This is a genomic window from Zhengella mangrovi, assembly GCF_002727065.1.
GTDB classification, from domain to species: domain Bacteria; phylum Pseudomonadota; class Alphaproteobacteria; order Rhizobiales; family Rhizobiaceae; genus Zhengella; species Zhengella mangrovi.
In genome coordinates this window covers 44716-70833 of record NZ_PDVP01000018.1, presented here as the reverse complement: position 1 = coordinate 70833, position 26118 = coordinate 44716, and the positions used below count along the sequence as shown (strand labels likewise).

Below are 26118 nucleotides of genomic sequence, written 5' to 3'. Positions count from 1 at the left end.
CTAGGGCGCCTTGTCCTCCATGATGCCCGCGGCGAGAAAGCCGCCGTCCACGGCCAGCGTGTGGCCGGTGATGAAGCTCGCCTCGTCGGAGATGAGAAAGGCGACGGCGGCGGCGATCTCGTCGGGATCGCCGTAGCGGGCCAGCGGCAGGCGCGGCAGCCAGAGGTTCCGGTCGGCAGCAGTGTGCAGGCGGGTGACCATCGGCGTTTCCACCGGGCCTGGCGCGATGCAGTTGACCCGGATGCCGTCCTTGCCCAGTTCGCCGGCCATGACCTCGGTCATCATCTTCACCCCGGCCTTGGAGGCGCCATAGGCGACGCGCCCCTTGTTGGCCCGCAGGCCGGAAACGGAGGCGATGTTGACGATGGCGAGATCGTCGGCGCGGCGTTCCACGGCAGCCGTGGAGGCAATGAAGGAGCCGACGAGATTGACGTCGAGAATCTGGCGGAAGAGCTCGGCCGAGGTTTCCATGGCCGGCAGGTCGCGGGCGATGCCGGCGCTGTTCACCAGGGCTGCGACGGGACCCAGCGCGTCGACGATCCGGTCGAAGGTCCCGGCGACTTCCTCCTCGTCGGTGATGTCACAGGCGAGGACGAGCGCGTCCTCGCCTTCCAGTTCCGCCTCTGCCTCGGCCAGCGTGGTCGGATTGGCATCGATGATGGCCACCGTCCAGCCGTCAGACAGCAGACGTTCCACGACGGCCAGCCCGATGCCGGAAGCGCCGCCGGTGACGACGGCGACCCGGTTCACTTGATGCGCTCCAGGATGGAGACGTAATTGGCCACCGCGGCGCCACCCATGTTGAAGATGCCGCCGAGCGTGGCGCCCTCGACCTGGAAACCATCGGCTTCGCCCATCAGCTGCATGGCGGTCAGCGCATGCATGGAAACGCCGGTGGCGCCGATGGGATGACCCTTGGCCTTCAGGCCGCCCGACGGGTTGACCGGCAGGCGCGCGCCCTTTTCCGTCTGCCCTTCCAGGGCCACTTTCGCGCCCTCGCCCGGCTTTGCCAGGCCCATGGCCTCGTATTCGATCAGTTCGGCAATGGTGAAGCAGTCGTGGGTCTCGACGAAGGACAGGTCTTCCAGGCCGACGCGGGCCTGTTTCATGGCCTGGGCCCAGGCCTCGGTGCAACCTTCGAACAGCAGGATGTCGCGCTTCGACATGGGCAGGAAATCCTGCACGTGGGCGTTGCCGCGGATGGCGACGGCGCGCTTCATCGACAGGGCGGTTTCCACGTCGGTCAGCACGATGGCGGCGGCACCGTCCGACACCAGCGAGCAGTCGGTGCGCTTCAGCGGGCCGGCGACAAACGGGTTCTTCTCGCTTTCGGTGCGGCAGAAGTCGTAGCCGAAGTCCTTGCGCATCTGGGCGTAGGGATTGCCGACACCGTTGCGGTGGTTCTTGGCCGCGATTTTCGCCAGCGCGTCGGACTGGTCGCCATGGCGCTGGAAATAGGCGCTCGCGATCTTTCCGAAGACGCCGGCGAAACCGGCCGGCGTGTCGCCGTCTTCCGGAAGGTAGGAGGCGCGCAGCAGGTTCTTGCCGATCTCGGGCCCGGGCGTCGTGGTCATCTGCTCGGCACCGACCACGAGGACGACACGGCCGGCCTTGCTCTCGATGGCGCGGATGCCCTGGCGCACGGCGGCCGAACCGGTGGCGCAAGCGTTCTCGACGCGGGTGGCCGGCTTGAAACGGAAACCGTCATCGGCCTGGAGCACGAGCGAGGCGGTGAAATCCTGCTGCGAGAAGCCGGCATTGAAATGGCCCAGGACGATCTCGTCGACATCGCCGGCGCCAAGGCCCGCGTGGTCCAGCGCTTCCCGGGCCACTTTCACGATCATGTCTTCCAGCGTGATGTCGGAATGGCGGCCAAAGGGCAGATGCGCCCAGCCCACGATACATGCAGTCATTGTCTCTCTCCCGGTTGACCGGCGCGGGCCAGGCCCGCTCTGCCGTGGCGGCAATTTGGACCGGCTTCCCGCGTACGTAAAGCCTCGGCGCGATGTTAACCGGCTGTGCGCGAATGCGAGTGCCGCCAACGGGCCCGAATTGACAGGAGCGGGGGTGCCGTGGCATTGTCCGATCAAATTGAACCGCTGTTCAATAAAAAAATCCCAGCCCCCGATCCGGAGAAACGCGCGTGCCTTCCAAGCCGAACATTCTCGTCATCATGGTGGACCAACTGAACGGAACCCTGTTTCCGGACGGTCCCGCCGACTGGCTTCACGCGCCGAACCTGAAACGGCTATCGGCGCGCTCGACGCGCTTCCGCAACGCCTACACCGCCTCGCCGCTGTGCGCGCCGGGCCGGGCCTCCTTCATGTCCGGGCAGTTGCCCCGGCGCACGCGGGTCTACGACAACGCCGCGGAATTCGCGTCCGACATTCCGACCTACGCGCATCACCTGCGCGCGGCGGGCTACTACACCTGCCTGTCCGGAAAGATGCACTTCGTCGGCCCGGACCAGTTGCATGGCTTCGAGGAACGGCTGACGACCGACATCTACCCGGCCGATTTCGGCTGGACGCCGGATTACCGCAAGCCGGGCGAGCGCATCGACTGGTGGTATCACAACCTCGGCTCTGTCACGGGCGCCGGCGTGGCCGAGATTTCCAACCAGATGGAATATGACGACGAGGTCTGCTTCAACGGTGTGCAGAAACTCTACCAGCTTGCCCGCGAGAACGACGATGCCGACCGGCGGCCGTGGTGCTTGACCGTGTCCTTCACCCATCCGCACGACCCCTACGTGGCGCGGCGCAAGTACTGGGACCTCTACGAAGACTGCGCCCACCTGGAGCCTACGGTCGCCGCGATCCCGTTCGAGGCGCAGGACCCGCATTCGCAACGCCTCTACAAGGCCAACGACTACACGAATTTCGACATCACCGACGAGAACATCCGCCGGTCGCGGCAGGCCTATTTCGCCAACATCTCCTATCTCGACGACAAGGTCGGGGAACTGCTGGCCGTGCTGGAAGCAACGCGCATGGCCGACAACACGGTCATCGTGTTCTGCTCCGACCATGGCGACATGCTGGGCGAGCGCGGGCTCTGGTTCAAGATGAACTTCTACGAAGGCTCGGCCCGCGTGCCGGTGATGATCGCCGTGCCCGGCCAGAACGGGCGGCTGGTCACCGACCCGGTCTCGACGCTGGACCTGCTGCCGACCCTGGCCGATCTCGCCGGGATCGACCTGTCCGGCATCATGCCGTGGACGGACGGGGTGAGCCTGGTGGCGCAGATGGCCGGCGAGGCCCGGCAGACGCCAGTGATGATCGAGTACGCGGCGGAAGGGTCCTATGCGCCGCTGGTCTGCATCCGCGAGGGCGACATCAAGTTCGTGCACTGCGAACTCGATCCGCCGCAGCTCTTCAACCTGGCCGACGACCCGCAGGAACGGGTGAACCTGGCCGCCGATCCGGCGCATGGCGAAACCGTCCAGGGCTACATGAAACGGGTCCGCGAGAAATGGGACATGGGCGCCTATGACGCGGAGGTGCGGCAGAGCCAGGCCCGGCGCTGGGTGGTCTACCCGGCACTCCGGAACGGCTCCTATTTCCCGTGGGACTTCCAGCCTCTGCAGAAGGCCTCGGAGCGCTACATGCGCAACCACATGGACCTCAACGTGCTGGAAGAAAACAAGCGTTACCCGAGGGGTGAGTGACATGACGTCGGGCAAGCATTTCGACGACGCGGCATCGCTGACCGCCGACTACGTGATCGTCGGATCGGGGTCGGCCGGATCGGCCATGGCCTACCGGCTGTCGGAAGACGGCAGGCATTCCGTCATCGTGATCGAGTACGGCGGCACGGATGCCGGGCCCTTCATCCAGATGCCGGCCGCCCTCTCCTATCCGATGAACATGAAGCTCTACGACTGGGGCCTGGAAAGCGAACCGGAACCGGGCCTCGGCGGACGGCGGCTCGTGACGCCCCGGGGCAAGGTCATCGGCGGGTCGTCCTCGATCAACGGCATGGTCTACGTGCGCGGCCATGCCCGCGACTACGACCACTGGGCGGCTTCCGGCGCGCATGGCTGGGGCTATGCCGACGTGCTGCCCTATTTCATGCGGATGGAAAATGCCGATTCCGGGGACGCGTCCTGGCGCGGCAAGACCGGGCCGCTGCACGTGCGCCGTGCTTCCATGGAAAACCCGCTCTACGGCGCCTTCATCGAGGCGGGCCGGCAGGCCGGGTTCGAGGTCACCGACGACTACAACGGGCAGAAGCAGGAAGGCTTTGCCGCCTTCGAGCAGACCATTCACAACGGCGAGCGCTTCTCGGCTGCCAAGGCCTATCTGCGCCCGGCGCTGAAACGGGAAAACGTGAGCCTCGTCAAGGGGCTGGCGCGCCGCGTCACCATCGAGAACCAGCGGGCGACCGGCGTCGAGATCGAGGTCCACGGCCAGGTCCAGAGGGTTCATGCGCGGCAGGAAGTCATCCTGGCCGCGTCGGCGATCAATTCGCCCAAGCTGCTGATGCATTCGGGCATCGGCCCGGCGGCGCACCTGCGCGAGCAAGGCATCGCCGTCGTCGCCGACCGTCCCGGCGTCGGGCAGAACCTCCAGGATCACCTGGAGCTCTACATCCAGCAGGAGTGCACCCAGCCGATCACGCTCAATTCCAAGCTCGGCCTGATCTCCAAGGCCATGATCGGCGCGGAGTGGCTGTTCCTGAAGCGCGGCGACGGCGCGACGAACCATTTCGAGGCCTGCGGCTTCGTGCGCTCGGCGGCCGGCGTCGACTATCCCGACATCCAGTTCCATTTCCTGGCCGGCGCCATCCGCTACGACGGCAAGGCAGCCGCGCCCGGGCACGGCTTCCAGGCCCATGTCGGACCGATGCGTTCCAAGTCGCGCGGTACCGTCACGCTGCGTTCACCCGACCCGGCGGACAAGCCCGTCATCCGTTTCAACTACATGAGCCACCCGGACGACTGGACCGAGTTCCGGCATTCGATCCGCCTGACCCGCGAGATCTTCGCCCAGGATGCCCTGGCGCCCTATCGCGGCCGCGAGATCTCGCCGGGGGACGATGCCCGGAGCGACGACGCGTTGGACGCCTTCATCCGCGACCATGCCGAGAGCGCATTCCACCCGTGCGGCACGTGCCGGATGGGCGCGGCCCATGACCCGATGGCGGTTGTCGACCCGGAGAACCGCGTCATCGGCGTGCAAGGCCTACGGGTGGCCGACAGCTCGATCTTCCCGCGTATCACCAACGGCAATCTCAACGCGCCGTCGATCATGGTGGGCGAAAAGGCATCCGACCACATTCTGGGCCGCCAGCCCCTCGCGCCGTCCAACCAGGAGCCGTGGATCAATCCGCGCTGGCAGGTCAGCGACCGGTAGACAAGAGAAGGAACCATGCGCGCACAACCCGCCGCCTCCCATTTCATCGACGGCAAGCCGTTCGAGGACACCTCCGGCCCCCTGCTGGAGAGCCAGTACCCGGCGACCGGCGAAGTGATCGCACGGCTGCACGGTGCGACAGATGCCGTCATCGAGGCAGCCGTCAGGAGCGCTGGGGCGGCGCAGGCGGCCTGGGCCGCGCGGCCGGCAGAGGAACGCGGCGCCGTGCTGCGGCGGGCAGCGGCCCTGCTGCGGGAACGCAATCGTGCGCTTTCCGAACTGGAGACGCTGGATACCGGCAAGGCGATCCAGGAGACGCTGGTGGCCGACGCGGCCTCCGGCGCCGACTGCCTCGACTACATGGGCCGCGTGGTGGCCGACTACACCGGCCGGCACATCGACCTCGGCGGACCCCATGCCTACACCCGCCCGGAACCCTTCGGCGTGACGCTCGGCATCGGGGCCTGGAATTACCCGATCCAGATCGCGTGCTGGAAATCGGCCCCGGCGCTGGCCATGGGCAACGCGATGATTTTCAAGCCGTCGGAGGTCACGCCGCTGTCGGCACTGAAGCTGGCGGAGATCTACGCCGAGGCAGGCCTGCCCGCCGGCCTGTTCAACGTGGTTCAGGGGCATGGCGACGTGGCGGCCAAGCTGGTGGAACACCCGGTCGTGGCCAAGATCTCGCTGACGGGGTCGGTGCCGACGGGAAAAAAGGTGCTTTCCACCGCCGGCGGCCTGATGAAGCCAGCGACGATGGAGCTTGGCGGCAAGTCGCCGCTGATCGTGTTCGAGGATGCCGATATCGAGAGCGCCATCGGCGGCGCCATGCTGGGCAATTTCTATTCCACCGGCCAGATTTGCTCGAACGGCACGCGGGTTTTCGTGCACGAGTCGATCCACGACCGCTTCATCGAGCGCCTTGTCGAGCGCACGCGAGCGATTCGCATGGGCGATCCTATGGACGAGGCGACCGAAATGGGTCCGATGGTTTCGGCAGCCCAGTACGACAAGGTGACGGGCTATATCAGGACCGGCGAAGCGGAAGGCGCAACGCTGGCCTGTGGCGGCAAGAGCCCCCGCCTCCAGGGCCTCGAGGGCGGTCATTTCATCGAGCCGACCGTATTCACCGATGTCAGCGACGGCATGACGATCGCCCGGGAGGAGATCTTCGGTCCTGTCATGGCCGTCCTTTCCTTCCGCGACGAGGACGAGGTCATTGACCGGGCCAACGGAACGCCGTTCGGACTGGCGGCCGGCGTGTTCTCGGCCGATATCGAGCGCGCAAGGCGTGTGGTGCATCAACTGCAGGCCGGGACCTGCTGGATCAATGCCTACAACCTGACCCCGGTCGAGATGCCCTTCGGCGGCGTGAAGCAATCGGGCATGGGACGCGAGAACGGAATCGAGGCGCTGGCCGCCTGGAGCCAGGTGAAAAGCGTCTACGTGGCCGACGGACCGGTCGACAGCCCGTATTGACGAGCGGCGGTCAAGGCCTTGGCTGGACCTCCAGGTAGCGGGTGAGCGCGCAGACCAGGTGGTAGAAAATGGAGGCCGGCACGTCGCCGGCCCTGGCCGCCCCGTTCTCGTCGATCAGGTCGATCCACAGGCCGCGCGGGGCCGGGTCGACATGCCAGCGGAACAGGCGCGCGACGCGGGATTCAATTTCCGGCTTCATGTCCGGTCCACCGCCCTCGCCGTCAAGCGCGATGGCGGCCTTGATCGCCTCGGTCTGCGGCCAGGAGCGGGACAGCCGATCGAGCGGCACCCCGGCGCGCGAGACTGCGTTGTAGGCAAGGCCCGTGGCGCGGTTCAGGCCGTTGGCGACAGCCGAGGCGTAAAGCTTGCGCGCATAGGGGACGAGATCGCCCTGCCCGGTGGCATTGGCGAAATCGGTCAGCAGCGAAGCCCATTCGAAGTGGTGGCCAGGTTCGGTCCACTGGCCGCGCTCGCCGGCTTCGGGCTTCCAGTCGCCGTCGAAGAATTCGCCCAGCGTCCAGGTGTCCGCATCGAACAGCGAGTGGCGGAACAGGTCGACGATGCGTGCGGCGCGGCGCAGGTACGTCCGCTCGCCGGTGGCGTGGTACCAGGCCAGGAAGGCTTCCAGCAGGTGCATGTGCGGGTTGGACCGGCGCAGGTTCTCACCGTCCGAGGTTTCCAGGTAGCCACGCAGGTTGGCATCCTCGAGGTGCTCGTCGAGGAAATCGAAGGTCTCCAGGCCCAGCGCAAGCGCGTCGGCGTGCCCGGCCCGGTGCGCATGGGCCAGTGCGAGCAGCACGAAGGCATGGTCATAGGTGTCCTCGACCGGATCGAGCACCGAGCCATCGGGATTGAACGTGCGCACCCAACCGCCGCGCGCGGTGCGCCCCTTGCCCGCCATGAAATCGATGCCGTGGGCGATCAGGTCGTCGGCCGGTCCATCCCAGCCGTGCGCCTTGGCGACGGAGAAGGCATAGACCTGGCGCGCCATGGTGCGCATCCGCTTGGGTTTCAGGCGCGGCTGGCCATCGAAGCCCAGCGTCTCGTGAAAGCCGCCATGGACCGGGTCGACGCCGGCGGTGGACCAGAGCGGCAGGGTTTCCTCGAACAGCCAGTGGCGGACCCGGTTGACAAAGGCGCCGGCCTCGATCACGCGGTCGTGGCTGGGGGTGTAGCGCGTTTCGAGCCGCCCTGTCTTTTCAAGCTGTTGAACGACCTTCTTGACGTTCTGGCTCTCGCTGACGGGCGCGACGAAGGTGGCGTCGGCGGTGGCGACGACGGCCACGTCCTTCAGGCCGATGACCGACAGCAGGCGGCCGCTGGAGCGCAGGTAGCAATCCCGGCAATCGATGGCGACCACGTCGCCGATGATGACATTGCCGGCCGGATCGGCCTCCGACACGTCGAGGAGCGACTGCCAGGAGCCGAGATCGTTCCAGCGGAACCTGGCCTCGACCATGGCGATGTCGCCAAGCTTTTCCATGATGGCATAGTCGATGGAATCGGACCGCACCGCCATGTAGTCGTCTTCGTGCAGGAAGGTGCCGGCGACCTCCTCGCGGGCCCTTCCAAGGGCAGTGGCGACACCGGACCAGATGCCGGGTTCGAGCCGTTCGAAGGCCGTCTGCATGGCCGAGGCGCGAAACAGGAAAATGCCGGCGTTCCAGTAGAAATTGCCCGCGTCCAGGTAGGCCTGCGCCGTCGCCAGGTCGGGCTTCTCGACGAATCGGGCGACATCGCGCACCGGAGCGCCGGTTTCCGCCCCGGCCTCGATGTAGCCATAGCCGGTCTCGGGATGGCTCGGACGCACGCCGAAGACCACGACGCGGCCGGCGCGCGCGGCCTCCACGCCATCCTCGACGGTGGCCCAGAAATCCGCATCGGTGGAAATCACGTGGTCGGATGGCACGACGAGGACGAGATCGTCGCCGAAATCACGCAGCGTGACCTGGGCTGCGAGCGCCACGGCGGCGGCCGTGTTGCGCCCCATCGGCTCGTAGAGCGCGCGGCCGCCCTTGAGGTCCTGGCCAGCCAGTTCGGCGTTCACGCGCCCGGCGTGGCGCTCGGTGGCGATGATGCAGACCGGGCTTTCGCCCGCGGTGCGGCCGGCCATGCGGCGCACCGTCTGGAGAATCATCGAGCCGCCGCCCGAGAGATCGTGAAACTGTTTCGGGTTGTCTTCCCGCGACAGCGGCCAGAGGCGCGAACCGACGCCTCCGCTCATCACGAAACTGACGATCCTGGCGCTCATGCGGACTTCCCCTGCCCCGTCTTCAGATGGTCTGGTTATAGGCACCGACTTGCGGGTTTTCCCGCAAAATCGCATCGACGGCCTCGAAAACCGCGCGCTTGCGGTCCTCCGATACCGGGCTTTCGACGACGACCACCAGTTCCGGCTTGTTGGAGGACGCGCGAACGAGGCCCCAGCTGCCGTCGGACAGGCCGACCCGCACCCCGTTGACCGTCACGAGGGTCTCGATCCGTTCACCGGCAACGGTCTGGCCGGCGCGCTTCATGGCCACGAACCGGTCCGTCACCCGCTCGACCACGGCGTATTTCTCCTCGTCGTCGCAATGGGGCGACATGGTCGGCGAGCCGAACGTGAGCGGGAGATCACGGTAGAGATCGGCCATCGACCGCGCCGGGTTGCGTTCCAGCATGCGGCAGACGGCGAGCGCCGTCACCAGCCCGTCGTCGTAGCCGCGGCCATACGGCGTGTTGAAGAAGAAATGACCCGACTTCTCGAAACCCGCCGCGGCGCCGAGCTCGGCCACCCGCCGCTTGATGTAGGAATGCCCGGTTTTCCAGTAGTCCGTCTTCGCGCCATTGGCGGCGAGCACCGGATCTGTCTTGTAGAGCCCGGTCGACTTCACATCGACAACGAATTGCGCACCGGGGCGCTCGGCCGACATGTCGCGGGCCAGCATGACGCCGACCTTGTCGGCGAAGATCTCGTTGCCCTCGTTGTCGACCACGCCGCAGCGGTCGCCATCCCCGTCGAAGCCGAGCCCGACGTCGGCCTTGTGCATCAGCACGGCGTCGCGGATGGCATGGAGCATCTCCATGTCTTCCGGGTTCGGGTTGTAGCGCGGGAAGGTGTAGTCGAGATCGCAGTCGAGCGGGATGACCTCGCAGCCAATGCGCTCGAGCAGGTCCGGGGCAAAGGCGCCGGCGGTGCCGTTGCCGCAGGCGGCGACGACCTTGAGCCGGCGCTTCAGGCGCATGGAGCCGGCGAGGTCCGCCAGGTAGCGCTCGCGGAAACCGGGAACGAATTCATAGGTTCCCCCGCCGGCGAGGTCGAAATCGCCCGACAGCACGATATCGCGCAGCCGGCCCATCTCGTCGGGTCCGAAGGTCAGCGGACGCTGGCAGCCCATCTTCACGCCGGTCCAGCCATTGTCGTTGTGCGAGGCGGTCACCATGGCGACCGAGGGCACGTCGAGAGCGAACTGGGCGAAATAGGCCATGGGCGACAGCGCCAGGCCAATGTCGCGCACCCTGGCGCCGGCGGCCATCATCCCCTGGACGAGCGCCAGCTTGATGGCCATGGAATAGGAGCGGAAATCGTGCCCGGTGACGATGTCCGGACCGGCGCCGAGACGCCGGATCAGCGTTCCGAGGCCCATCCCGAGCGCCTGCACGCCCATGAGATTGAGTTCGGGCGCCTTTTCGGATGCCGGATGGCCGAACCACCAACGGGCATCGTACTCGCGGAAACCGGTCGGCTTGACGAGCGGAACGGTCTCGAAGGTGAAGGTGTTCGGCTTGGCCGCGGGCACGGGCTTCTGCATGGACGGGTCCGTATCGATGAATGGGTGGCGCCACTTTCATCGCAAAAGACTTATGTCCGATTAAGGCGGCGGGAAACAATCCGTTCCGGCCCTTCCGCAACGCCTGCAGCGGCCCGCCGATTTTCTGCAAAATTCTCCCGCGGGGCGCTTGCAGGATGACGGTGCTACGGTTATAGAACCGCCCGACTGGTTCGCGGAGTGTAGCGCAGCCTGGTAGCGCACCTCGTTCGGGACGAGGGGGTCGCAGGTTCAAATCCTGCCACTCCGACCAGCCAGATCAAGGACTTGGGGTGATTTTTGGCCAGACGGCCGCCCGGTCCCGATTTCCCGACAAAACCACCTTCGGAAATTGTCCGGTGAATCACCGCGCCGGCGTGGATCCGTTCTTTCGCGGCGGTGCCCTCTCCCCCGTTTCTCCATCCGCCTCGCGCCATACGGGAACGAATGCCGCGGCCGCGGCGTTGTCCATCGGGCGGAGCGTGGTCGCGCAAACCCGGCAAAGCCTCATTCGCGGCTTGCCGATCATCCACCGCCCCGGACAGCATTCGGGGAGACGGCATGAGCAGAAACGTCGCTGACATCATCGTCGAGACACTGATCGACGCGGGCGCGCAGCGCTGCTGGGGCATCGTCGGTGACACCATCAACCACTTCACCGATGCGGTCCGGCAATCCGACCTCCGCTGGATCCACGTGCGCCACGAGGAAGCCGGCGGTCTGGCGGCGGGTGGCGAAGCCTACATGACCGGCGAACTGGCGGTCTGTGCCGGCACCTGCGGCCCGGGAAGCCTGCATTTCGTCAATGGCATGTTCGAGAGCCACCGGGACGGCGCGCCCGTCGTGCTGATCGCCTCGAACGTGGCACGGACGGAGAGCGGCCTCGACTTTCCGCAGGAGGTGGACCAGGCGCGCATCTACGACCAGTGCAGCGTGTTCTGCGAGACCATCGCCCACCCCGACCAGGCGCGGCGCATCACGGCCATGGCCGCCCAGGCGGCGCTGACCAAGGGCGGCGTCGCGGTGGTCATCGTCAACGGCGACATGTTCACCGAGACAACCGACGACACGCTGGCCTGGGCGGTGCACCGGCCCGATCCGGTCATCCGGCCTTCCGACACGGAACTCGACCAGTTGGCAGGCATCCTGAACGAGGCCGGGGCGGTGACCATCTATGCCGGCATCGGCGCGCGCCTGGCGCATGACCAGGTCGTGGCGCTCGCGGACCGGCTGAAGGCGCCGGTGGTCCATTCCAGCCGGGCCAAGGAATTCATCGAACCGGACAACCCCTTCAATGCCGGCATGACCGGCATTCTCGGCAACCGCGCCGGCGCCGAAGCCGTGGACAAGGCCGATATCATGCTGTGCCTGGGAACGGATTTTGCCTGGACGCAGTATTATCCCGAGGGCAAGCACGTCATCCAGATCGACCGGGACGCCACCCATATCGGGCGGCGCTCCCCGGTGCGCCTCGGCCTCGTCGGCGACGTCGCTCCCACGCTCGACGCCCTGCTGCCGCTTCTTACGCCGCGCGAGGACGAGGCGCACCTCAAGGCAGTGCTGGACCAGTGGGAGAGCGACCGGGAGGCCTATGCGGGTCGCGCGGACGAACCGGATGCCGGGCTCATCCATTCGCAATTCGTGACCCGGACACTGGACCGGCTGGCGGCGGAGGATGCCCTGTTCACCGCCGATGGCGGCTCACCGATGGTATGGCTGCTGCGGCATCTGACCGCCAGGGGCCAGCGGCGCTTCCTGACCAGCCTGCTGCACGGCACGATGGCGAACGCCTTTCCGCAGGCCATGGGCATGGCGGCCGCCTACCCGGGGCGGCAGGTTATCGCGATGGCCGGAGACGGCGGGCTTTCCATGCTGATGGGCGACCTGCTGACGCTCGGGCAGGAAGACCTTGCCGTGAAGGTGCTCGTCTTCGACAACGGCTCGCTCGGTTTCGTGGAAATGGAACAGCGGGTCGAGGGACTTCTGGATTCCTACACGTCGCTGACGAACCCCGACTTTCCGAAGCTCGCCGAGGCCTGCGGTCTTGCCGGCTGGCATGTCGACCGCGCCGACGACCTGGAAAGCACGATGCGGCGGTGGCTGGACAGCGACGGGCCCGCCCTCCTCAGCGTGGCCGTCAACCGTATGGAACTGGTCATGCCGCCGAAGATCGAGGCGTCTCAGGTCGCCTCAACCGCCCTGTTCGGCATCAAGGCCGTCCTCGACGGGCGCGGCAAGGAGGTCGTCGCCCTGCTGCGCGACAATTTCCTCAAGTGATCGCGGCCGGTTCTTCATCCGCGCCGCCTGCCGTTACGGGCAGGTGACAAACCGGGCGGAGTGTTCCTATTCTCCCACGCGAAAAATCAACGCGACCCCGGTTACGCCTAAACGCGGCACCAAGGGGAGCAGCCAGTGCGGGAGGACATCATGACAGACATAAACGACCCGACGCTCGAAAGCGCGATCCGGCGGGCACGGGGCCAGCAACTGGGCGACCTCCTGCGGCGCAGCGCGCTGCGTTTTCCGGACAAGACCGCGCTGGTCTTCCGCGGCAAGCGCGAAAGCTTCCGGGAGCTGGACGAGACGGTGAACCGGGCGGCAAACGCCCTGTCCGGACGCGGCATCTCCAAGGGCGACCGCGTGGCGCTGTTCTCGCACAACAACCGCGCCTTCGTGGTGCTGCGTTTCGCCGTCGCACGGCTCGGTGCCGTACTGACGCCGGTCAATTTCATGCTCAACGCCGACGACGTGGCCTATATCCTGGACCACTCCGGCGCCTCTTGCCTGATCGCCGAGGACGGGCTCTGCGCCATCGCGGACGAGGCCATCGGGAAACTCGGCCGGCCTATTTCCAACCGGCTCGTCATCCATCACGGCGGGGCCGCGACCGGCCCGGGATGGGACCCGGTGGAGCCGCTCTTCGACCATCCCGACACCAGCGAACCCTGGGTCGACGTGGCAGCCGACGACCCGATCCAGATGATGTACACGAGCGGCACGGAATCGCGCCCGAAAGGTGCCCTGCTGACGAGCGGCGCGCTCTACGCGCAATACATCAGCTGCATCGTCGACGGCGAAATGGACGGCAATGCCATCGAGTTGCATTGCCTGCCGCTGTTCCACTGCGCCCAGCTCGACTGCTTCCTGACGCCGGACCTCTATGTCGGGGCGACGAGCATCCTGCACGAGGGCGCCGACCCGGCCGCCATGCTCGCCGCCATCGAGGAAGAGCGCATTACCAAGCTGTTCTGTCCGCCCACCGTCTGGATCGCGCTGCTGCGCCACCCGGATTTCGACCGGCGCGACCTTTCCAGCCTGAAGGCAGGCTACTACGGCGCCTCCATCATGCCGACGGCCATCATCCAGGAACTGTCGCGCCGGCTGCCGGACATGCGGCTGTTCAACTTCTACGGCCAGACGGAAATGGCGCCGCTGGCCACGCTGCTGCGCCCGGAGGAGCAGCTGACCAAGCTCGGCTCGGCAGGCCGCCCTGCCCTGAACGTGGAAACGCGCGTGGTGGACGACGAAGGCCGGGACGTGGCCGTCGGCGACGTGGGCGAGATCGTCCATCGCAGCCCGCACCTCATCCTCGGCTACTACAACAACCCGGAGAAGACCGCGGAAGCCTTCCAGGGCGGCTGGTTCCACAGCGGCGACCTCGGGCGGCTGGACGAGGACGGCTACCTCTACGTCGTCGACCGCAAGAAGGACATGATCAAGACGGGCGGCGAGAACGTTGCCAGCCGCGAGGTCGAGGAAGCCATCTTCCACCATCCGGCCGTCTCCGAGGTGGCCGTCTTCGGGGTTCCGCATCCGACCTGGATCGAGGCCGTGACCGCGGTCATCGTCGCCAAGCCGGGCGAGACTGTCAGCGCGGCCGAGATCATCACCCATTGCCGCGAGAAGCTCTCCCACTTCAAGGTGCCCAAGCACGTGGCCATCACGGAGAGCCTGCCCAAGAATGCGAGCGGCAAGGTGCTGAAACGGGATCTGCGGGAAACCTACGCCAACAGCTTCGAGAACGCCGGCTGACGGCACAACACCCGGCCGTTCGTCGAGCCGCCGGGTTCCCTGCCAGGCCTGCGTTTTCGCCCGTCCACGCGCGATCCTTGTTCATTCCTTTTTATTTTTTCTGTGGATGAGCGCATTTTGCGTTTGCGGCGGCCCAATAATTGCCAAAACTCACCTTGGGCTTTTGGGGATTCGCCATGAGTAACGTCATCCGTCTTGCACAGGCTTCCGAGGCAACCCAGCCGGCTGCGATCTCGTCGACGCCGCGACCTGCCTCGCCGGCCGTCGGCCAGGGCAAGCCAGCCACACGGTACAAGGACCTCAAGGAGGTCGCCCGTGCCCATGGCTTCCAGTCCTACGCCGTGCTGGACATCAGCGAATGGCGCAACGGGTCGATCAAGCCCAGCATGAGCTTTCATGGCCTCGAGGACGGGCTGGCCAGCAAGATCGCATCGGTCGAGGACCTGACCAATTGCTCGGTCTTCCTGATGCTGGCGGAAACCAATCGGCCGTTCCCGTTCACGACCGGGCTCGACTGCCGGACCAACGAAGCGCCCGAACCGTCGCTGCTCGACAACCTGCTTGACGGCCTGCTGAACATGTACGGCCTCAAAGGCGGCTATTGCGTGCCGGTCTGCGATCCGCTGTCGCGGCGCAGCGTCGTCATGTATTTCGGCGTCCGCCCGGAGACCGACAGCCGCTACCCCGGCCTCGTCATCGATACGATCGAAACCTTCGATGCCCTGTGGCGGGAGAAGTCCGGCACGAAAATCCGCACCATGCCGCGACTGACGCCGCCGGAATTCCAGTGCCTGGTGGGGATCGCGGAAGGCAAGACGCTGAGCCAGGTCGGCGAGGAACTGTCCTACTCGGAACCGACGGTTGCTGCCTTCGTGCGCTCGCTCAAGTCCAAGCTGTCGGCGCATTCCCTTTCCGAAGTGATCTACCGGGCGAGCGCGCTCGGCCTGATCTGACCGCGACCACCCTGCCGCGCCTGGCCCCCGCAGCCGGGGTTCCTACGGTTGCTACTCCAGGAACTTTCCGGTGAGGGATGCCCGCGACCGGTTCAGCCAGGCCGACCTGCGTCGGCCCGGACGTCACTCATTTCCAGCCAGGTCGTCAAACAGGGCGAGGATCGTGGCCATGGCATCGGCTTCAACGTCGGAATCCTGCGCATTGGGCGCAAGAATGGTCAAAAAAAATTCGACCAGCTGGCGCAATTCGCCCTTCGCCTCGGGCCGCGCAGCGAGCAATTGCCGCCACACGTCGCCGATCTGGCGGTCCAGTTCCCCAATCAATTCAGGATCATTGGCCCTGATTGCATTGTCCAAATCAGCAGAGCGCGCATGAAAAGCTCTAACCAAATCCGAAACCATCATACGCGTACCACGACTTTCAAAAAATCAATTTACCGAAGCAGCAAATTTGATTCGTCGTGCTGCCCCCCTGTCAAAACCGCACATTAGAAAAACCGGCTATATTTGTCACGGCTTATTCAATTGATTGCTTAATAAGTGCGGCAGCCTTTTAGATAAATTCGCGGGGATCGCTTCATCAGGAATCAAAGTTTTCGCCCTATAATTACATGCATATGAGATTCATGTTTACTTCCGGCCAATGACTGGCCGGAAAAATGCCAATGATGAGCACAAAATGATCGAGGCGAACCGCGTTGCCCCCCTGGAAGCCATGGTCCTGGCGGGGTTGGCAGAGGGCAAGACGCGCAGCCAGCTGGCCCTGGACCTTGGCGTCAGCGAATATGCGATCGGCCGCATCCTGAAGGGTGCCGCCGAGCGGCTCGGCGCACAATCGGAAGCGCATGCCGTCGTGCTGTACGACCGGCAGACCGGGCGCGCGTCAGACGGCTGAGGCGATCAGCGCCGACATCGCGCGCCGGTCTTTGGAAATCCGGTCTTTTCGGCTAGAGGAAGAGCGTAACTGTTCCGGACGCCCCCGCTCACCCGCGGGCCGGCGCCCTTCCCGACGCTGGTACACGGTTTTCATGCGCATCCATCCTGGCAGTGTTCTCACCTATCTCGTCTCGCCGGGCAATGGGCCGCTTGTTGCGGGCAATGCCGTCTTCGCCGCCTGCTTCGCCGGCAGCGTGCCGCTGATCGGCAGCGGAATCGGAATCCTGCTCGGCATCACCATGTCCTGGGCCGTCCTGCTGCTGGCCTTCCGGCGCATCGCGATGCCCGGCGACCGGGACGCCCTGGCCGTTTCAGCCTGTTTCGTGCTGTTCTTCCTGACAGAGGCGCTGGCCACGGCCAATTCCGGCTTTGCCGGGCGCGGCTATTCGGAGATTGCCGAGAACCTGTTCTTTCTCGGCGCGCTGCCCGTGTTCGCCCTGATGGCCGCGCCGCCGGCCCTGCTGTTCAAGACCCTGGCGACCGGCGCCTCGGCCGGCGCCTTCGTCTCGCTGGGCCTTGCCATGAACAGCCACCTGCACCGCCTCGAACTGCTGACCGGCAACCCGCTGGTGCTGGGTCTTGTCGCATCGGTGATGTTCGGCCTTTGCCTTTGCGGCGCGGTCTGGCTGGAGAACCGCTGGCGCTGGCTGTGCCTCGCGGGCGCGCTGGCGGCGGGGACCGTGGTGATCCTGACCGGCAGCCGCACGTTCTGGCTGACGCTGGCGCTCACGCCGATGGCCCTGACGGCCATCCGCCTGCGCATGACGGCGCGGGCCAAGGCCCTGCTGGCAGCCCTGCTGCTGCTCTCAGGCCTCGGAGCCGTCGCTCTCTACCAGTATGCGCCGCTGGTGAAGGACCGCGTCGATGCCGCGGTCATGGACCTTGACAAGGCCGAAGCCGGGGAAATGGACACGTCGCTCGGACAGCGGCTGGTGCTGTGGCAGTCGGCCGTGAGCCTGATCCGGGAAAAGCCGCTGCTCGGCCATGGCGGCGGCGACATTGCCCGGATCATGCGGGAACGGAACGACGAACTGAACCACGTCACCTTCGCCATGACCCATTTCCACAATGCGATCCTCAACGCGCTGGTGCGCGGCGGCGTCGTCAACCTCGCCGGTTTCCTGGTCGCTTTCCTGGCCCCGGCCGTGCTGCTCTGGCGCAACCGGCATGGCCCGCACGGCCGCCCTGCCCTGGCGCTCGGCGCCAGCCTCTACGTGCCCTACGGCCTGAGCGGCGTAAGCGGCCTCGTCTTCGGCCACGACATCCTGGACGCGCTTTTCATTGGCCTGAGCGTGATCCTCCTGACCATCGCCCGCGACCCGGCGTCGTCCATCGGGAGCGTGTCTACAGCGTCCGGTAACGCCGGTTGAAATAGAGCAAGGGTTCGCCCCGGTCCGCCATGGACACGGCGACCACGCGGCCGAAAAGAACCCGGTGCGTGGCATGGTCGATCGCGTCGACCAGGCGGCAATCGAAGCTCACGAGCGCATCCTGGAGCACCGGAGCGCCGGTGGACAGGGTCGTCCAGTGGCCGACATCGAACCGTTCGTCAGGACCGAGGCTGGTGACGCCGGAGAATGCCTCGGCAACGGGCTGCAATCCGCTGGCCAGCGTGTTGACGGCGAAGGCGCCGTTGTCGCGGAAAAGGTCGTTGGCCACGCTGCCACGGTTGAGGCAGACGAGAACGGTGGCCGGGTCATCGGAAACCGAGCAGGCAGCAATGGCCGTCACGCCGCGGCGCCCGGCCCTGCCCGCGGTGGTGACCACGTGGACATGACCGGCGAAGTGCGCCATGGCATCGCGGTAGGTGAAAGGTGAGACCGCATGCTGGAGACCGGAACCGGCGGCTTGCGCGCCGGAATCCTTTTCCAGCACCGAAGCATTGGCAATATCCGCGTAGATGGCGGGGCAATCGTCGATCCTGGGCATGGTTCGTACCTCCTCTTTGCGCGGTCAGGACGCCAGCGACGTGATCTCCCCGGCCGAAGCCTGCTGGAGCAGGAGCAATCCGTCGCTTCCATCGGTTGCGTGACCGATCCCCGTGTAGCGGAAGCCGGCGGCGCGAACCGCAGCGCCGTCGAGGAGGTTCCTGAGATCGACGATGACCTTGCCAGCCATCGCCTTCTTCAGTTTCTTCAGTTCGAGGTCCTTGAACACGGCCCATTCGGTGACGATGACCAGGGCGTCGGCACCGCTGGCCGCGGCGTAGGCATCATCGCCAAACGCGACGTTCGACAGGATCTGTTCGGCCTGCCTGCGGCCTTCCGGGTCGAAGGCGCGGATGCGCGCGCCGGCGTCCTGCAGGGCGGTGATGATCGGCAGCGCCGGGGATTCGCGGACGTCGTCGGTGTTCGGCTTGAAGGTCAGGCCGAGGATCGCGATCGTCTTGCCACGAACCGAGCCGCCGACCGACCGGATCACCTTCTTGGCCATGGCCCGCTTGCGCTGGTCGTTGACCGACACGGTCGTCTCGACCAGGCGGACCGGGCTGTCGGCATCCTGCGCCGTCTTGACCAGGGCCAGCGTGTCCTTCGGGAAGCAGGATCCGCCGACGCCCGGACCGGCATTGAGGAACTGCCGGCCGATGCGGGCGTCCAGCCCCATGCCGCGCGCCACGTCCGTGACGTCGGCGCCAACGCGCTCGCACAGGTCGGCGATCTCGTTGATGAAGGTCACTTTCATGGCGAGGAAGGAATTGGCGGCGTACTTGGTCAGCTCGGCCGTGCGGCGACCGGTCATCACGACGCGTTCGGCCGCAGTTCCCAGCGGCGCGTAGGCATCCTGCATGACCTGGCTGGCGCGGGCGCTTTCCGTTCCGACCACGATGCGGTCGGGCTGCATGAAGTCCTTGATGGCCGAGCCTTCGCGGAGGAATTCGGGGTTCGAGACGACCGCGACATCGGCCTCCGGGTTGACCCGGGCGATGATCCGGTCGATCTCGTCGCCGGTTCCGACCGGAACGGTCGACTTCGTCACGACGACCGTGAAGCCGGTCAGGGCCGGCGCGATCTCGTTGGCCGCGGCATAGACCTGCGAAATATCGGCCAGGCCGTCGCCCGGCCGCGACGGCGTCCCGACCGCGATCAACACGATGTCGGACTGCGCGACGGCTTCCGCCATGACGCTGGTGAAACGCAGGCGCCCGGCGGCCGCATTGGCGCTGACGATGCCGGCCAGGCCCGGTTCGTAGATCGGGATTTCGCCCTTCTCCAGCATGTCGAGCCGCGCGCGATCGCGTTCGACGCAGATGACGCTGTGACCGATATCGGCGAAGCAGGCCGCCGAAACCAGACCGACATAACCGGCACCAATGACCGTGATCTTCATGAAACCGCCTTCCCGGACACGCTATTGCAACCAGTTTCTTTTCCGTGCCGGTTCGTTGCCTGGCGAGAAAGACGCAGTGGTTCACGCATCCGCGCGGAGCTTGGCCGCCGGTCCTCGCCGCTGCTCCCATGGACATGGAAGCCGGCCGCAGAAACGGCGCCAGGATCCTTGCCAGGTCCGGCATTCTTATCCGGACCATGCCACGGGATTGCTTACCATTCTTGGCAACGAAACTGGTTAATTTGAGCTTTTCTAATTTACTCCGGCGGCCCGTCGCGCCCGCGCTTCAGTCGGACCCGATATCGAGGAGCGATCCACCATTGCCACGCCGCAGCAGGCTGGAGCCGCGCCGTGTTTCCGATTGCTGGCGGATGCTGTCGCGGAAGGCCAGGAGTTCATCGCGGGCCAGCGCGGCATGGGCCTCCAGCACGTCATCGAAATCGCTCAGGGCCCGCTCCCTGGGACCCAGGTGGCGGGCGGCGGCGGCATAGTAGGCATCGTCGATGCCGGGTTCGCCCCCCTCATCGGAGCGGTCATCTTCGGCCGGCCGCACCGCGTCGGAACGGGCGGCGTCCTCATGCTGCCTGCGCAGGTGCTCGATCAGCATCCGGGCGATCTCCCCTCCCACGGCCAGGAAGAGGCCGACACCGGTACCCAGCACCAGGGCCAGGGCGACAAGGAGCTTCTTCTTCGGCCAGATCGGGCTGTCGGCCGCCACGGCAGGCGAGATGATGCGGGCATCGGGCACGACGACCTGGTCGAGTTCCGCGATTTCCTTGGCACGGCCGAGGATGTTCTCGTAGAGCGTCCGGGTCGTCTGGGCTTCCGTCTCCAGTTCGCGCAGGCGCACGGAGGCCGCATCGCCGAGATCAGTCTGGGAGCGAGAACTGTTGACCGCCGATTCCAGGTTGGCCACCCGCTCGCGCGCGGCCTGCAGGTCCACCTTGGCGCCCTCCAGCGCGTTCGTGCCTTCCTGGTTCAACAGCCCCCGGAGGCGCGCGACCTCCGAGCGGGAACGGACGAGGCGCGGGTGGCGCGGCAGGAGCTCGGCGGCAAGGCGGGCTTCCTCGCGGGAGGCCTGCAGGTATTGCTCCTGCAACTGGGCCAGGCGGGGCGACTGGGTGACGACGTTCAGCGTCGTCTCGGTGTTCACGCCACGCGAAAACGCCTGCAACGCGTCGTAATAGGCCTTTTTCTCGGCCAGGGCGGCGCGGGCCGCGGTCAGCTGGGTGTTGATTTCCGCCAGTTCCTGGTTGACCAGAAGGCCCTGTTGCCCGGCACTCTGCAGGCGGTTTTCGGCCTTGAACTGCTGGACGGCCATTTCCGCCTTCGTCAGCCGCTCGCGGAGGCCAGCCACCCGCTTCTCGATCTCGTCGGTCACGCCGGCGGACACCAGGTCGCGGTGGCGCTTGGCATCGGTGAGAAAGCTTTCCGCGACCGCCTGGGCCAGGCTCGCCGCCTTGTCCGGGTTTTCGGAATCGACGGAGATCGAGATGATGTAGGTCAGTCCCTCGCGGTTGACCTTGACCGCCTTTGAGAAGGCATTGACCGCCTTGTTCTCGAGGTCTTCGGGTGTTGCCGCGCCGCCATGGCTGCTGCCGCGGACAATCGACATGACCCGCGACAGCAGGCCCGGTTTGCCTCCGGCGCCGAACTCCGGATCATCGACGAGCTTGAAGCGCTGGACGACGGGGCGGAGCACCGCGTCGGATGCGATCATCGCGGCGCGGCTGTCGATGGCCGCGGGATCGTCGCCGCCGCGCGACTGGGTCTTGGAATTGTCGAAAGGCTGGCGCATGGCCGGCTCGATGAGTACGCGCGCGGTGGACCGGTAGACCGGCGAAACCGACATGGTGAAGGCGGCCGTCAGGCCGGCGAACACGATCGCGCAGAGGGCCACCAGCCACAACCGCGACCGCAGGATCAGGACGATCCTCCAGATGTCGAATTGCATGGCTGCAGCTTGGGGTTCGGCGTCTGCGCGCACGGAGTAGGCCTCTCGAATCAGGTCCGGACGAAACCACCTTCCGCTAAATTGGGTTACCGCTTTGTTAACCTTTCGCCCTGCCCTGCCCGGGGCAGCACGGCAGCGAAGACAAAAAGCATCCAGATCAGCGAGTAGCCGCGAAACCAGCTGCTTTCGAGCATGTTGTGCGACACGACGGTCAGGACCAGCGTCATCGACAGCCAGCTGAGCGCGGGGCGCTCGCGCACGAAGCGGGCGGCGGAAAAAAGCGCGGCGACGATGATCGCCAGCAGGATGGAGAGGCCGATCGCGCCGGTCTCGATCAGCGTGTCCAGGTAACCGTTGTGGGCCTGCAGGAGGCCGGCGACGAACCCCGGCGCCTCGCGTTCGACGATGGACCCGGCTCCGATCCCCCAGAACGACGCATAGCCCTGGCCGATCACGGGACTTCGCGAGATGACGTCGACGACGAACTGCCAGATCACCGTGCGGCCGGTGAAGGTCGTGTCATTGAAGAGGATCATCGACAGGTCGGCGAAATCGAAGCCCGTCAGTGCCGAGACGTAGAACCAGCCGACGAGCGCCAGAACAAGCGCGGCGAGAACGAGCAGCGCCGTGTTCATGGCGAGCGGCCGGGTGACGACGATGGCGCCCCATGTCAGCACCGGGAGCAGGATGGCGAGGCCGAGCGATGTCTTCGATTCGCTCTTGACGAGGCAGAACAGGGCCGCCACCGCCAGGAACAGGAACAGCCAGCGCCGCCCGCCCCGGCCGATTGCCGCGGCGTAGAGCAGGAACAGCCAGCAGAACGCCATGGCGGCGCCAAGCGTGTTCTTCTGTTCGTAAATGCCCTCGTGACCGATCGGCCCCGGCGGCGTGGTGAGCACCACGACGAAGTTCAAAGCCACGGTGACCGCCATGACGGCGTTGACACGGCCGAGCAGCGCGGCCCGGTCGCTGGTCAGGATGACCGGTATGGACAGCGCCAGCACCACGATGACCTGCAATGCGAAGCGGCGGAAGGCAATGCCCGGCACGGGCGACCAGGTGACGCTGATCGCGGCAAAGGCGAGATAGCAGAAGATCAGGACGATGACCGGATCGGACACCAGCCACTTGAGATTCAACAGTTTCTTCCAGCTGGCCGCGATCGCGGCAAACAGCAGGGTGATCCAGAACAGCTGGTTCCAGGGATTGGACTGGGCCGCGGCTTCGTTGAGATCGGCTGCCGGCCCGCCGGAAAACAGCTTGGTGAAGAGCGGCGAGACAAGAATGGAATAGGCGAGGATGACCGAGGGGATCCAGTACAGCACCTTGCGGGCGACGGGGCCGAAATCCCTGTCCGCCAGACTGCCGGTCGCGAAGGTCTGCACCTGGGCCATGGGCCTCTGCCGTGAGAATGATCTGCCCGGGCGATGACCCGCAACCGGCCCGCCGGCAGGAAACGCGCCGCGCGGACAGGCGAATCATCTGTCTCAATCTGCGTCAGCCGGCGTTTTTTTGCAAAGCGGCGCTGCGGTCACGGGCCCATGCGAAGGCCGAGCGCCCTGGCCGTCGATGGATCGACGGTGCGCGGATCGGTCGAGGCGAGCAGGCCGAACCCGGTGTTGTAATCCCAAAGCGCCCAGCCGAAGCCGCGGGTTTCGGCGGCCGTCCGGACGGCCTCGATCCAGCGCAGGCGGCTGCCGTCGTCGGCCACCGAACCCGGCCAGCGGATGGCCGAGAACTCGCCGACAACGACGCGGCCGCGGTCCAGGCCATTCCTGTCGGCCCAGGCGGCCATGGCATCGAACCGCGCGGCGATCGTGTCCGGGCCGGGCTGTTGCCGCCGGTAGTAGGACGCGGCTTCGTCCCCGGCCCTCGCCAGGGCGTCGTCAGGGTGCGGCGTGCCGTCGGCGCGCGCCTTTTCGAGGTAGGCCCGGGTCGCCGCCATGGTTTTCTCATAGCTTCCCTTCGCTGCGGGCCAGGTCAGCCCGGCGAGATAGCGGCCCGGCGGCGAGGCCCAGGCGATGGACTGGTGGGTGAAATAATAGGGCTCGTAGAAATGGACGTCATAGAGCGTCGCGGCGTCGAAATCGGCCGCATCCAGCCGCATCAGGCCATCAGGCGAGGCCCAGCACGGGCCGGTGACGACGAGGGGCAGCGATGGCGCCGCATCCCGCGCGGCCCGGAACAGGCGCTTCTGGGACACGGTCCAGTCCTCGCCGGCTTCGCGCTCGCATGGCCCCTGCGGTTCGTTCATGAGTTCCAGGGCGACCTTGTCCGCCGGAAGGCCGGCCAGCCCGGCCGCGACCTCCTGCAGCAGGCCGGCGTAGCGTCCGAATTTCCCGCCCTGCGGATCGGCAAGGATGTCGTTGGGGGTCCAGGCCGACGCATAGGTGGCCGGGTGCATGTCGACAAGGACGGCAAGGCCGCCTTTCTGCAGGTATTCGACCCAGCGCCGCAGGAGGCCCAGCAGTTCCTGCCGGTTCGTGCCGTCCTCGGCCAGGAAGGGCCCGGCGTCCACCACCAGGCGCACGAAATCGATGCCCATCGCGCCAAGGGCGGCCATTTCCTTGCTGCCGAGCTGTTCCCCCAGGGGCGGAAACGGCGGCCAGGCATAGCCCTGCGGCCGGGTCTTGTCGCGTCGCGCATAGCCCATCGCGCGGGACAGGTTGACGCCGCGGCGCAGGACCGGCAGGTCCACGGCCGCAACCTTGGCCGAGGGCAAGGCCTGGCGGTCCGCCGGGGCGGCCACAGCCGCCGGATCCCCTGCCGCCTCCCGGCTTCCATCCCATGCCGGAGGCGGCCTCGACGGCGCCACGAAAGCAAAGGCGATCACGCCGAGACCGATGACCGCCACCGTCGCGGCTGCCAGACGACCGAGGAGCGCGGAGGCCTTCAAGGCAAGGTCCCGGCCTGGCGGGAAACCGCCATGATATCCGCGTTGTAGCGCGCGAGGATGGCATTCCGGTCGAAGCGGTCGTGCATCTCGCCGGCCGCGGCGGCAATCGTGCGGCGCAGGTCGGCGTTCCGGTCGAGAATATACTCCAGCGCCGCCGCGATTTCGGGAACATTGCCTGGCTCGGCGGCCGCCCCGACGTCGAGGCCATCGAGATAGCCGTCGATACCGGTGCCGCGCCCGTAGAGAATGGGAATGCCCGCGAAGAGCGCCTCGAGGTAGACCATGCCGAAGGTCTCGTTGAAGCTCGGCAGGGCCAGGCCGAGATAGCGCGGCAGTGCTTCGGTCACCGCGGCATTGTCGAGCCGGCCGAGCAGGCGGACGGCGTCGTCCAGCCCCTGTTGCCGGATCATCTCCTTGACCGCGGTGACGCTTTCAGCCGACCCGCCGCCGATCAGGTCGAGGCCGATCTGCGGATGGCGGGCACGCACCCGGGCGAGCGCTGCCAGCAGGTGTTCCAGCCCCTTGCGCTTGCGGATATCGAAATTGAGCACGCAGACGAAGCGCGGCTCCGGGTCAAGCGGCGAAATATGCATGCGGGTATTGCCGACGATATTCGGCAACAGGGCCTGTTTTTCCGGGTCGATGCCGAGCCGCCCTTCCATCAGCGGGCGGAACCAGGCGGAGACGTAGTAGACCCGTTTCGCCCGGCCGGCGATGCGGCGCAGCAGCGGCATGTAGCCGGGCTTGTAGCGGAAGACCTTGCTTTCCGCCTCGCCGCGCACCGAGACGAACAACGCCGCGCCGGGAAAGCATTTCTCGACCAGCCACAGCGCGGCAATGCCTTCGAACGCGAACTTGTGGGCGTGGACAACATCCGGTTCGAGGCCGTTGTCGGCAAGGACCCTGGCGATCCGGCGCGCCGTGTGGCGCATGACGGCCGCCAGGCCTATGCCGCCCGGCGGGCCGAAATAGCAGCAGGCGAAGAGGCGGACGCCGCCGGTTTCGCCGCAATCGCGGAAATAGGTACCGAGCGGGTTCGTCGTGCGAAACAGCGAGACGACCACGTGGCGGGCCTCAGTAGCGCCGGCCACGAGGCGCTCGACCGCCGTCGTCGTGGGCGTGCGGTACGGGTCGGGGTAATCGGCACTCAGGTGCAGGACCAGCGGCCGCCGCGGCCGTTCGGCGGATGCCGGGCCGGTCCCGACCAAATCGTCCCCTTCGGCCAGACGCGCCACGATATCAGTCATTTCAGCCAGCATCCCGTCGTCACGGTCCCCGTTGCCTGTTTTGCTTGTCGAGACCTAGCAAAGCTTCGTTAAGGCGGACTATCTTTCAAAGGATCGCATTTTAGAAATTATCGATCATTTGGCTTGGGGGTTTTGTTTACGCGTTCGTG

Annotated in this window: 19 protein-coding genes and 1 tRNA gene; 9 read left to right on the top strand and 11 right to left on the bottom strand. The window is 66.3% G+C overall.

Annotated elements, in window-relative coordinates:
• Positions 1-750, bottom strand: a complete 750-nt coding sequence (locus CSC94_RS20755; RefSeq protein ID WP_099308292.1) for an SDR family NAD(P)-dependent oxidoreductase — start codon at positions 748-750, stop codon at positions 1-3.
• The gene (locus CSC94_RS20750; protein WP_099308291.1) at positions 747-1913 is read right to left on the bottom strand and encodes an acetyl-CoA acetyltransferase; all 1167 of its coding nucleotides are present in this window, start codon (positions 1911-1913) and stop codon (positions 747-749) included. The genes CSC94_RS20755 and CSC94_RS20750 overlap by 4 nt, the downstream gene beginning before the upstream one ends.
• Positions 1914-2143: 230 nt before the next feature.
• Between CSC94_RS20750 and betC the strand changes: the two genes are divergently transcribed.
• The 3 genes from betC to betB are packed head-to-tail and all read left to right on the top strand — an operon-like array spanning position 2144 to position 6836.
• On the top strand, positions 2144-3670 hold the full coding sequence (gene betC / locus CSC94_RS20745; protein ID WP_099308290.1) for a choline-sulfatase: 1527 nt from the start codon (positions 2144-2146) through the stop codon (positions 3668-3670).
• 37 nt (positions 3671-3707) lie between these two features.
• Positions 3708-5357, top strand: coding sequence for a choline dehydrogenase (gene betA / locus CSC94_RS20740; protein ID WP_205853381.1), 1650 nt, complete (start codon positions 3708-3710; stop codon positions 5355-5357).
• A 15-nt stretch (positions 5358-5372) separates the two neighbouring features.
• Complete coding sequence (gene betB, locus CSC94_RS20735) at positions 5373-6836, top strand: betaine-aldehyde dehydrogenase (protein WP_099308288.1); 1464 nt, start codon at positions 5373-5375, stop codon at positions 6834-6836.
• Positions 6837-6846: 10 nt separating this feature from the next.
• Here betB and CSC94_RS20730 read toward each other — a convergent pair whose 3' ends face one another.
• Positions 6847-9087, bottom strand: coding sequence for an AGE family epimerase/isomerase (locus tag CSC94_RS20730; RefSeq protein WP_099308287.1), 2241 nt, complete (start codon positions 9085-9087; stop codon positions 6847-6849).
• Positions 9088-9109: 22 nt separating this feature from the next.
• Positions 9110-10627, bottom strand: coding sequence for a phosphomannomutase/phosphoglucomutase (locus CSC94_RS20725; RefSeq protein ID WP_099308286.1), 1518 nt, complete (start codon positions 10625-10627; stop codon positions 9110-9112).
• A 194-nt stretch (positions 10628-10821) separates the two neighbouring features.
• Here CSC94_RS20725 and CSC94_RS20720 point away from each other — a divergent pair.
• The 4 genes from CSC94_RS20720 to CSC94_RS20705 all read left to right on the top strand — a co-directional run bounded on the left by CSC94_RS20720 (position 10822) and on the right by CSC94_RS20705 (position 15609).
• A tRNA-Pro gene (locus CSC94_RS20720) sits at positions 10822-10898 on the top strand.
• Positions 10899-11185: 287 nt separating this feature from the next.
• A complete protein-coding gene (locus CSC94_RS20715) occupies positions 11186-12901 on the top strand; it encodes a thiamine pyrophosphate-dependent enzyme (protein ID WP_099308285.1) in 1716 nt (571 codons plus the stop codon).
• A 150-nt stretch (positions 12902-13051) separates the two neighbouring features.
• Complete coding sequence (locus CSC94_RS20710; RefSeq protein WP_099308284.1) at positions 13052-14656, top strand: acyl-CoA synthetase; 1605 nt, start codon at positions 13052-13054, stop codon at positions 14654-14656.
• Positions 14657-14832: 176 nt separating this feature from the next.
• Positions 14833-15609, top strand: a complete 777-nt coding sequence (locus CSC94_RS20705; RefSeq protein WP_099308283.1) for a helix-turn-helix transcriptional regulator — start codon at positions 14833-14835, stop codon at positions 15607-15609.
• Between the two features lie 123 nt (positions 15610-15732).
• Here the strand turns inward: CSC94_RS20705 and CSC94_RS20700 are convergent, their stop codons facing one another.
• Complete coding sequence (locus CSC94_RS20700) at positions 15733-16014, bottom strand: hypothetical protein (protein ID WP_133122956.1); 282 nt, start codon at positions 16012-16014, stop codon at positions 15733-15735.
• Positions 16015-16288: 274 nt separating this feature from the next.
• Here CSC94_RS20700 and CSC94_RS20695 point away from each other — a divergent pair, with 274 nt between their 5' ends.
• Complete coding sequence (locus CSC94_RS20695) at positions 16289-16504, top strand: helix-turn-helix domain-containing protein (protein ID WP_099308281.1); 216 nt, start codon at positions 16289-16291, stop codon at positions 16502-16504.
• Between the two features lie 133 nt (positions 16505-16637).
• Positions 16638-17915, top strand: coding sequence for an O-antigen ligase family protein (locus CSC94_RS20690; protein ID WP_165784540.1), 1278 nt, complete (start codon positions 16638-16640; stop codon positions 17913-17915).
• Here CSC94_RS20690 and CSC94_RS20685 read toward each other — a convergent pair.
• The 6 genes from CSC94_RS20685 to CSC94_RS20660 form a co-directional block, all read right to left on the bottom strand.
• The gene (locus CSC94_RS20685; protein ID WP_245408448.1) at positions 17890-18339 is read right to left on the bottom strand and encodes a flavin reductase; all 450 of its coding nucleotides are present in this window, start codon (positions 18337-18339) and stop codon (positions 17890-17892) included. The two genes, CSC94_RS20690 and CSC94_RS20685, sit on opposite strands and share 26 nt — an antisense overlap.
• Positions 18340-18498: 159 nt before the next feature.
• Positions 18499-19872 carry a UDP-glucose dehydrogenase family protein gene (locus CSC94_RS20680; RefSeq protein ID WP_099308278.1) on the bottom strand — a complete coding sequence of 458 codons (1374 nt, stop codon included), beginning with the start codon at positions 19870-19872 and terminating at the stop codon, positions 18499-18501.
• Between the two features lie 286 nt (positions 19873-20158).
• Positions 20159-21826: a GumC family protein gene (locus tag CSC94_RS20675; RefSeq protein ID WP_099308277.1), complete on the bottom strand. Its 1668-nt coding sequence runs from the start codon at positions 21824-21826 to the stop codon at positions 20159-20161.
• An 86-nt stretch (positions 21827-21912) separates the two neighbouring features.
• Positions 21913-23220, bottom strand: coding sequence for an O-antigen ligase family protein (locus tag CSC94_RS20670; RefSeq protein WP_099308276.1), 1308 nt, complete (start codon positions 23218-23220; stop codon positions 21913-21915).
• Between the two features lie 137 nt (positions 23221-23357).
• The gene (locus tag CSC94_RS20665) at positions 23358-24722 is read right to left on the bottom strand and encodes a glycoside hydrolase family 5 protein (protein ID WP_099308275.1); all 1365 of its coding nucleotides are present in this window, start codon (positions 24720-24722) and stop codon (positions 23358-23360) included.
• Positions 24719-25969, bottom strand: coding sequence for a glycosyltransferase (locus tag CSC94_RS20660; RefSeq protein WP_165784539.1), 1251 nt, complete (start codon positions 25967-25969; stop codon positions 24719-24721). Before CSC94_RS20660 ends, CSC94_RS20665 begins: the two co-directional genes overlap by 4 nt.
• Positions 25970-26118 lie beyond the last annotated feature (149 nt).

Coding starts and splice junctions, on each gene's coding strand:
- CSC94_RS20750 (WP_099308291.1), bottom strand. CDS start 1,913: ATGACTGCATGTATCGTGGGCTGGGCGCATCTGCCCTTTGGCCGCCAT.
- betB (WP_099308288.1), top strand. CDS start 5,373: ATGCGCGCACAACCCGCCGCCTCCCATTTCATCGACGGCAAGCCGTTC.
- CSC94_RS20730 (WP_099308287.1), bottom strand. CDS start 9,087: ATGAGCGCCAGGATCGTCAGTTTCGTGATGAGCGGAGGCGTCGGTTCG.
- CSC94_RS20725 (WP_099308286.1), bottom strand. CDS start 10,627: ATGCAGAAGCCCGTGCCCGCGGCCAAGCCGAACACCTTCACCTTCGAG.
- CSC94_RS20715 (WP_099308285.1), top strand. CDS start 11,186: ATGAGCAGAAACGTCGCTGACATCATCGTCGAGACACTGATCGACGCG.
- CSC94_RS20710 (WP_099308284.1), top strand. CDS start 13,052: ATGACAGACATAAACGACCCGACGCTCGAAAGCGCGATCCGGCGGGCA.
- CSC94_RS20705 (WP_099308283.1), top strand. CDS start 14,833: ATGAGTAACGTCATCCGTCTTGCACAGGCTTCCGAGGCAACCCAGCCG.
- CSC94_RS20700 (WP_133122956.1), bottom strand. CDS start 16,014: ATGATGGTTTCGGATTTGGTTAGAGCTTTTCATGCGCGCTCTGCTGAT.
- CSC94_RS20695 (WP_099308281.1), top strand. CDS start 16,289: ATGATCGAGGCGAACCGCGTTGCCCCCCTGGAAGCCATGGTCCTGGCG.
- CSC94_RS20690 (WP_165784540.1), top strand. CDS start 16,638: ATGCGCATCCATCCTGGCAGTGTTCTCACCTATCTCGTCTCGCCGGGC.
- CSC94_RS20685 (WP_245408448.1), bottom strand. CDS start 18,339: ATGGCGCACTTCGCCGGTCATGTCCACGTGGTCACCACCGCGGGCAGG.
- CSC94_RS20680 (WP_099308278.1), bottom strand. CDS start 19,872: ATGAAGATCACGGTCATTGGTGCCGGTTATGTCGGTCTGGTTTCGGCG.
- CSC94_RS20675 (WP_099308277.1), bottom strand. CDS start 21,826: ATGCAATTCGACATCTGGAGGATCGTCCTGATCCTGCGGTCGCGGTTG.
- CSC94_RS20670 (WP_099308276.1), bottom strand. CDS start 23,220: ATGGCCCAGGTGCAGACCTTCGCGACCGGCAGTCTGGCGGACAGGGAT.
- CSC94_RS20660 (WP_165784539.1), bottom strand. CDS start 25,969: ATGACTGATATCGTGGCGCGTCTGGCCGAAGGGGACGATTTGGTCGGG.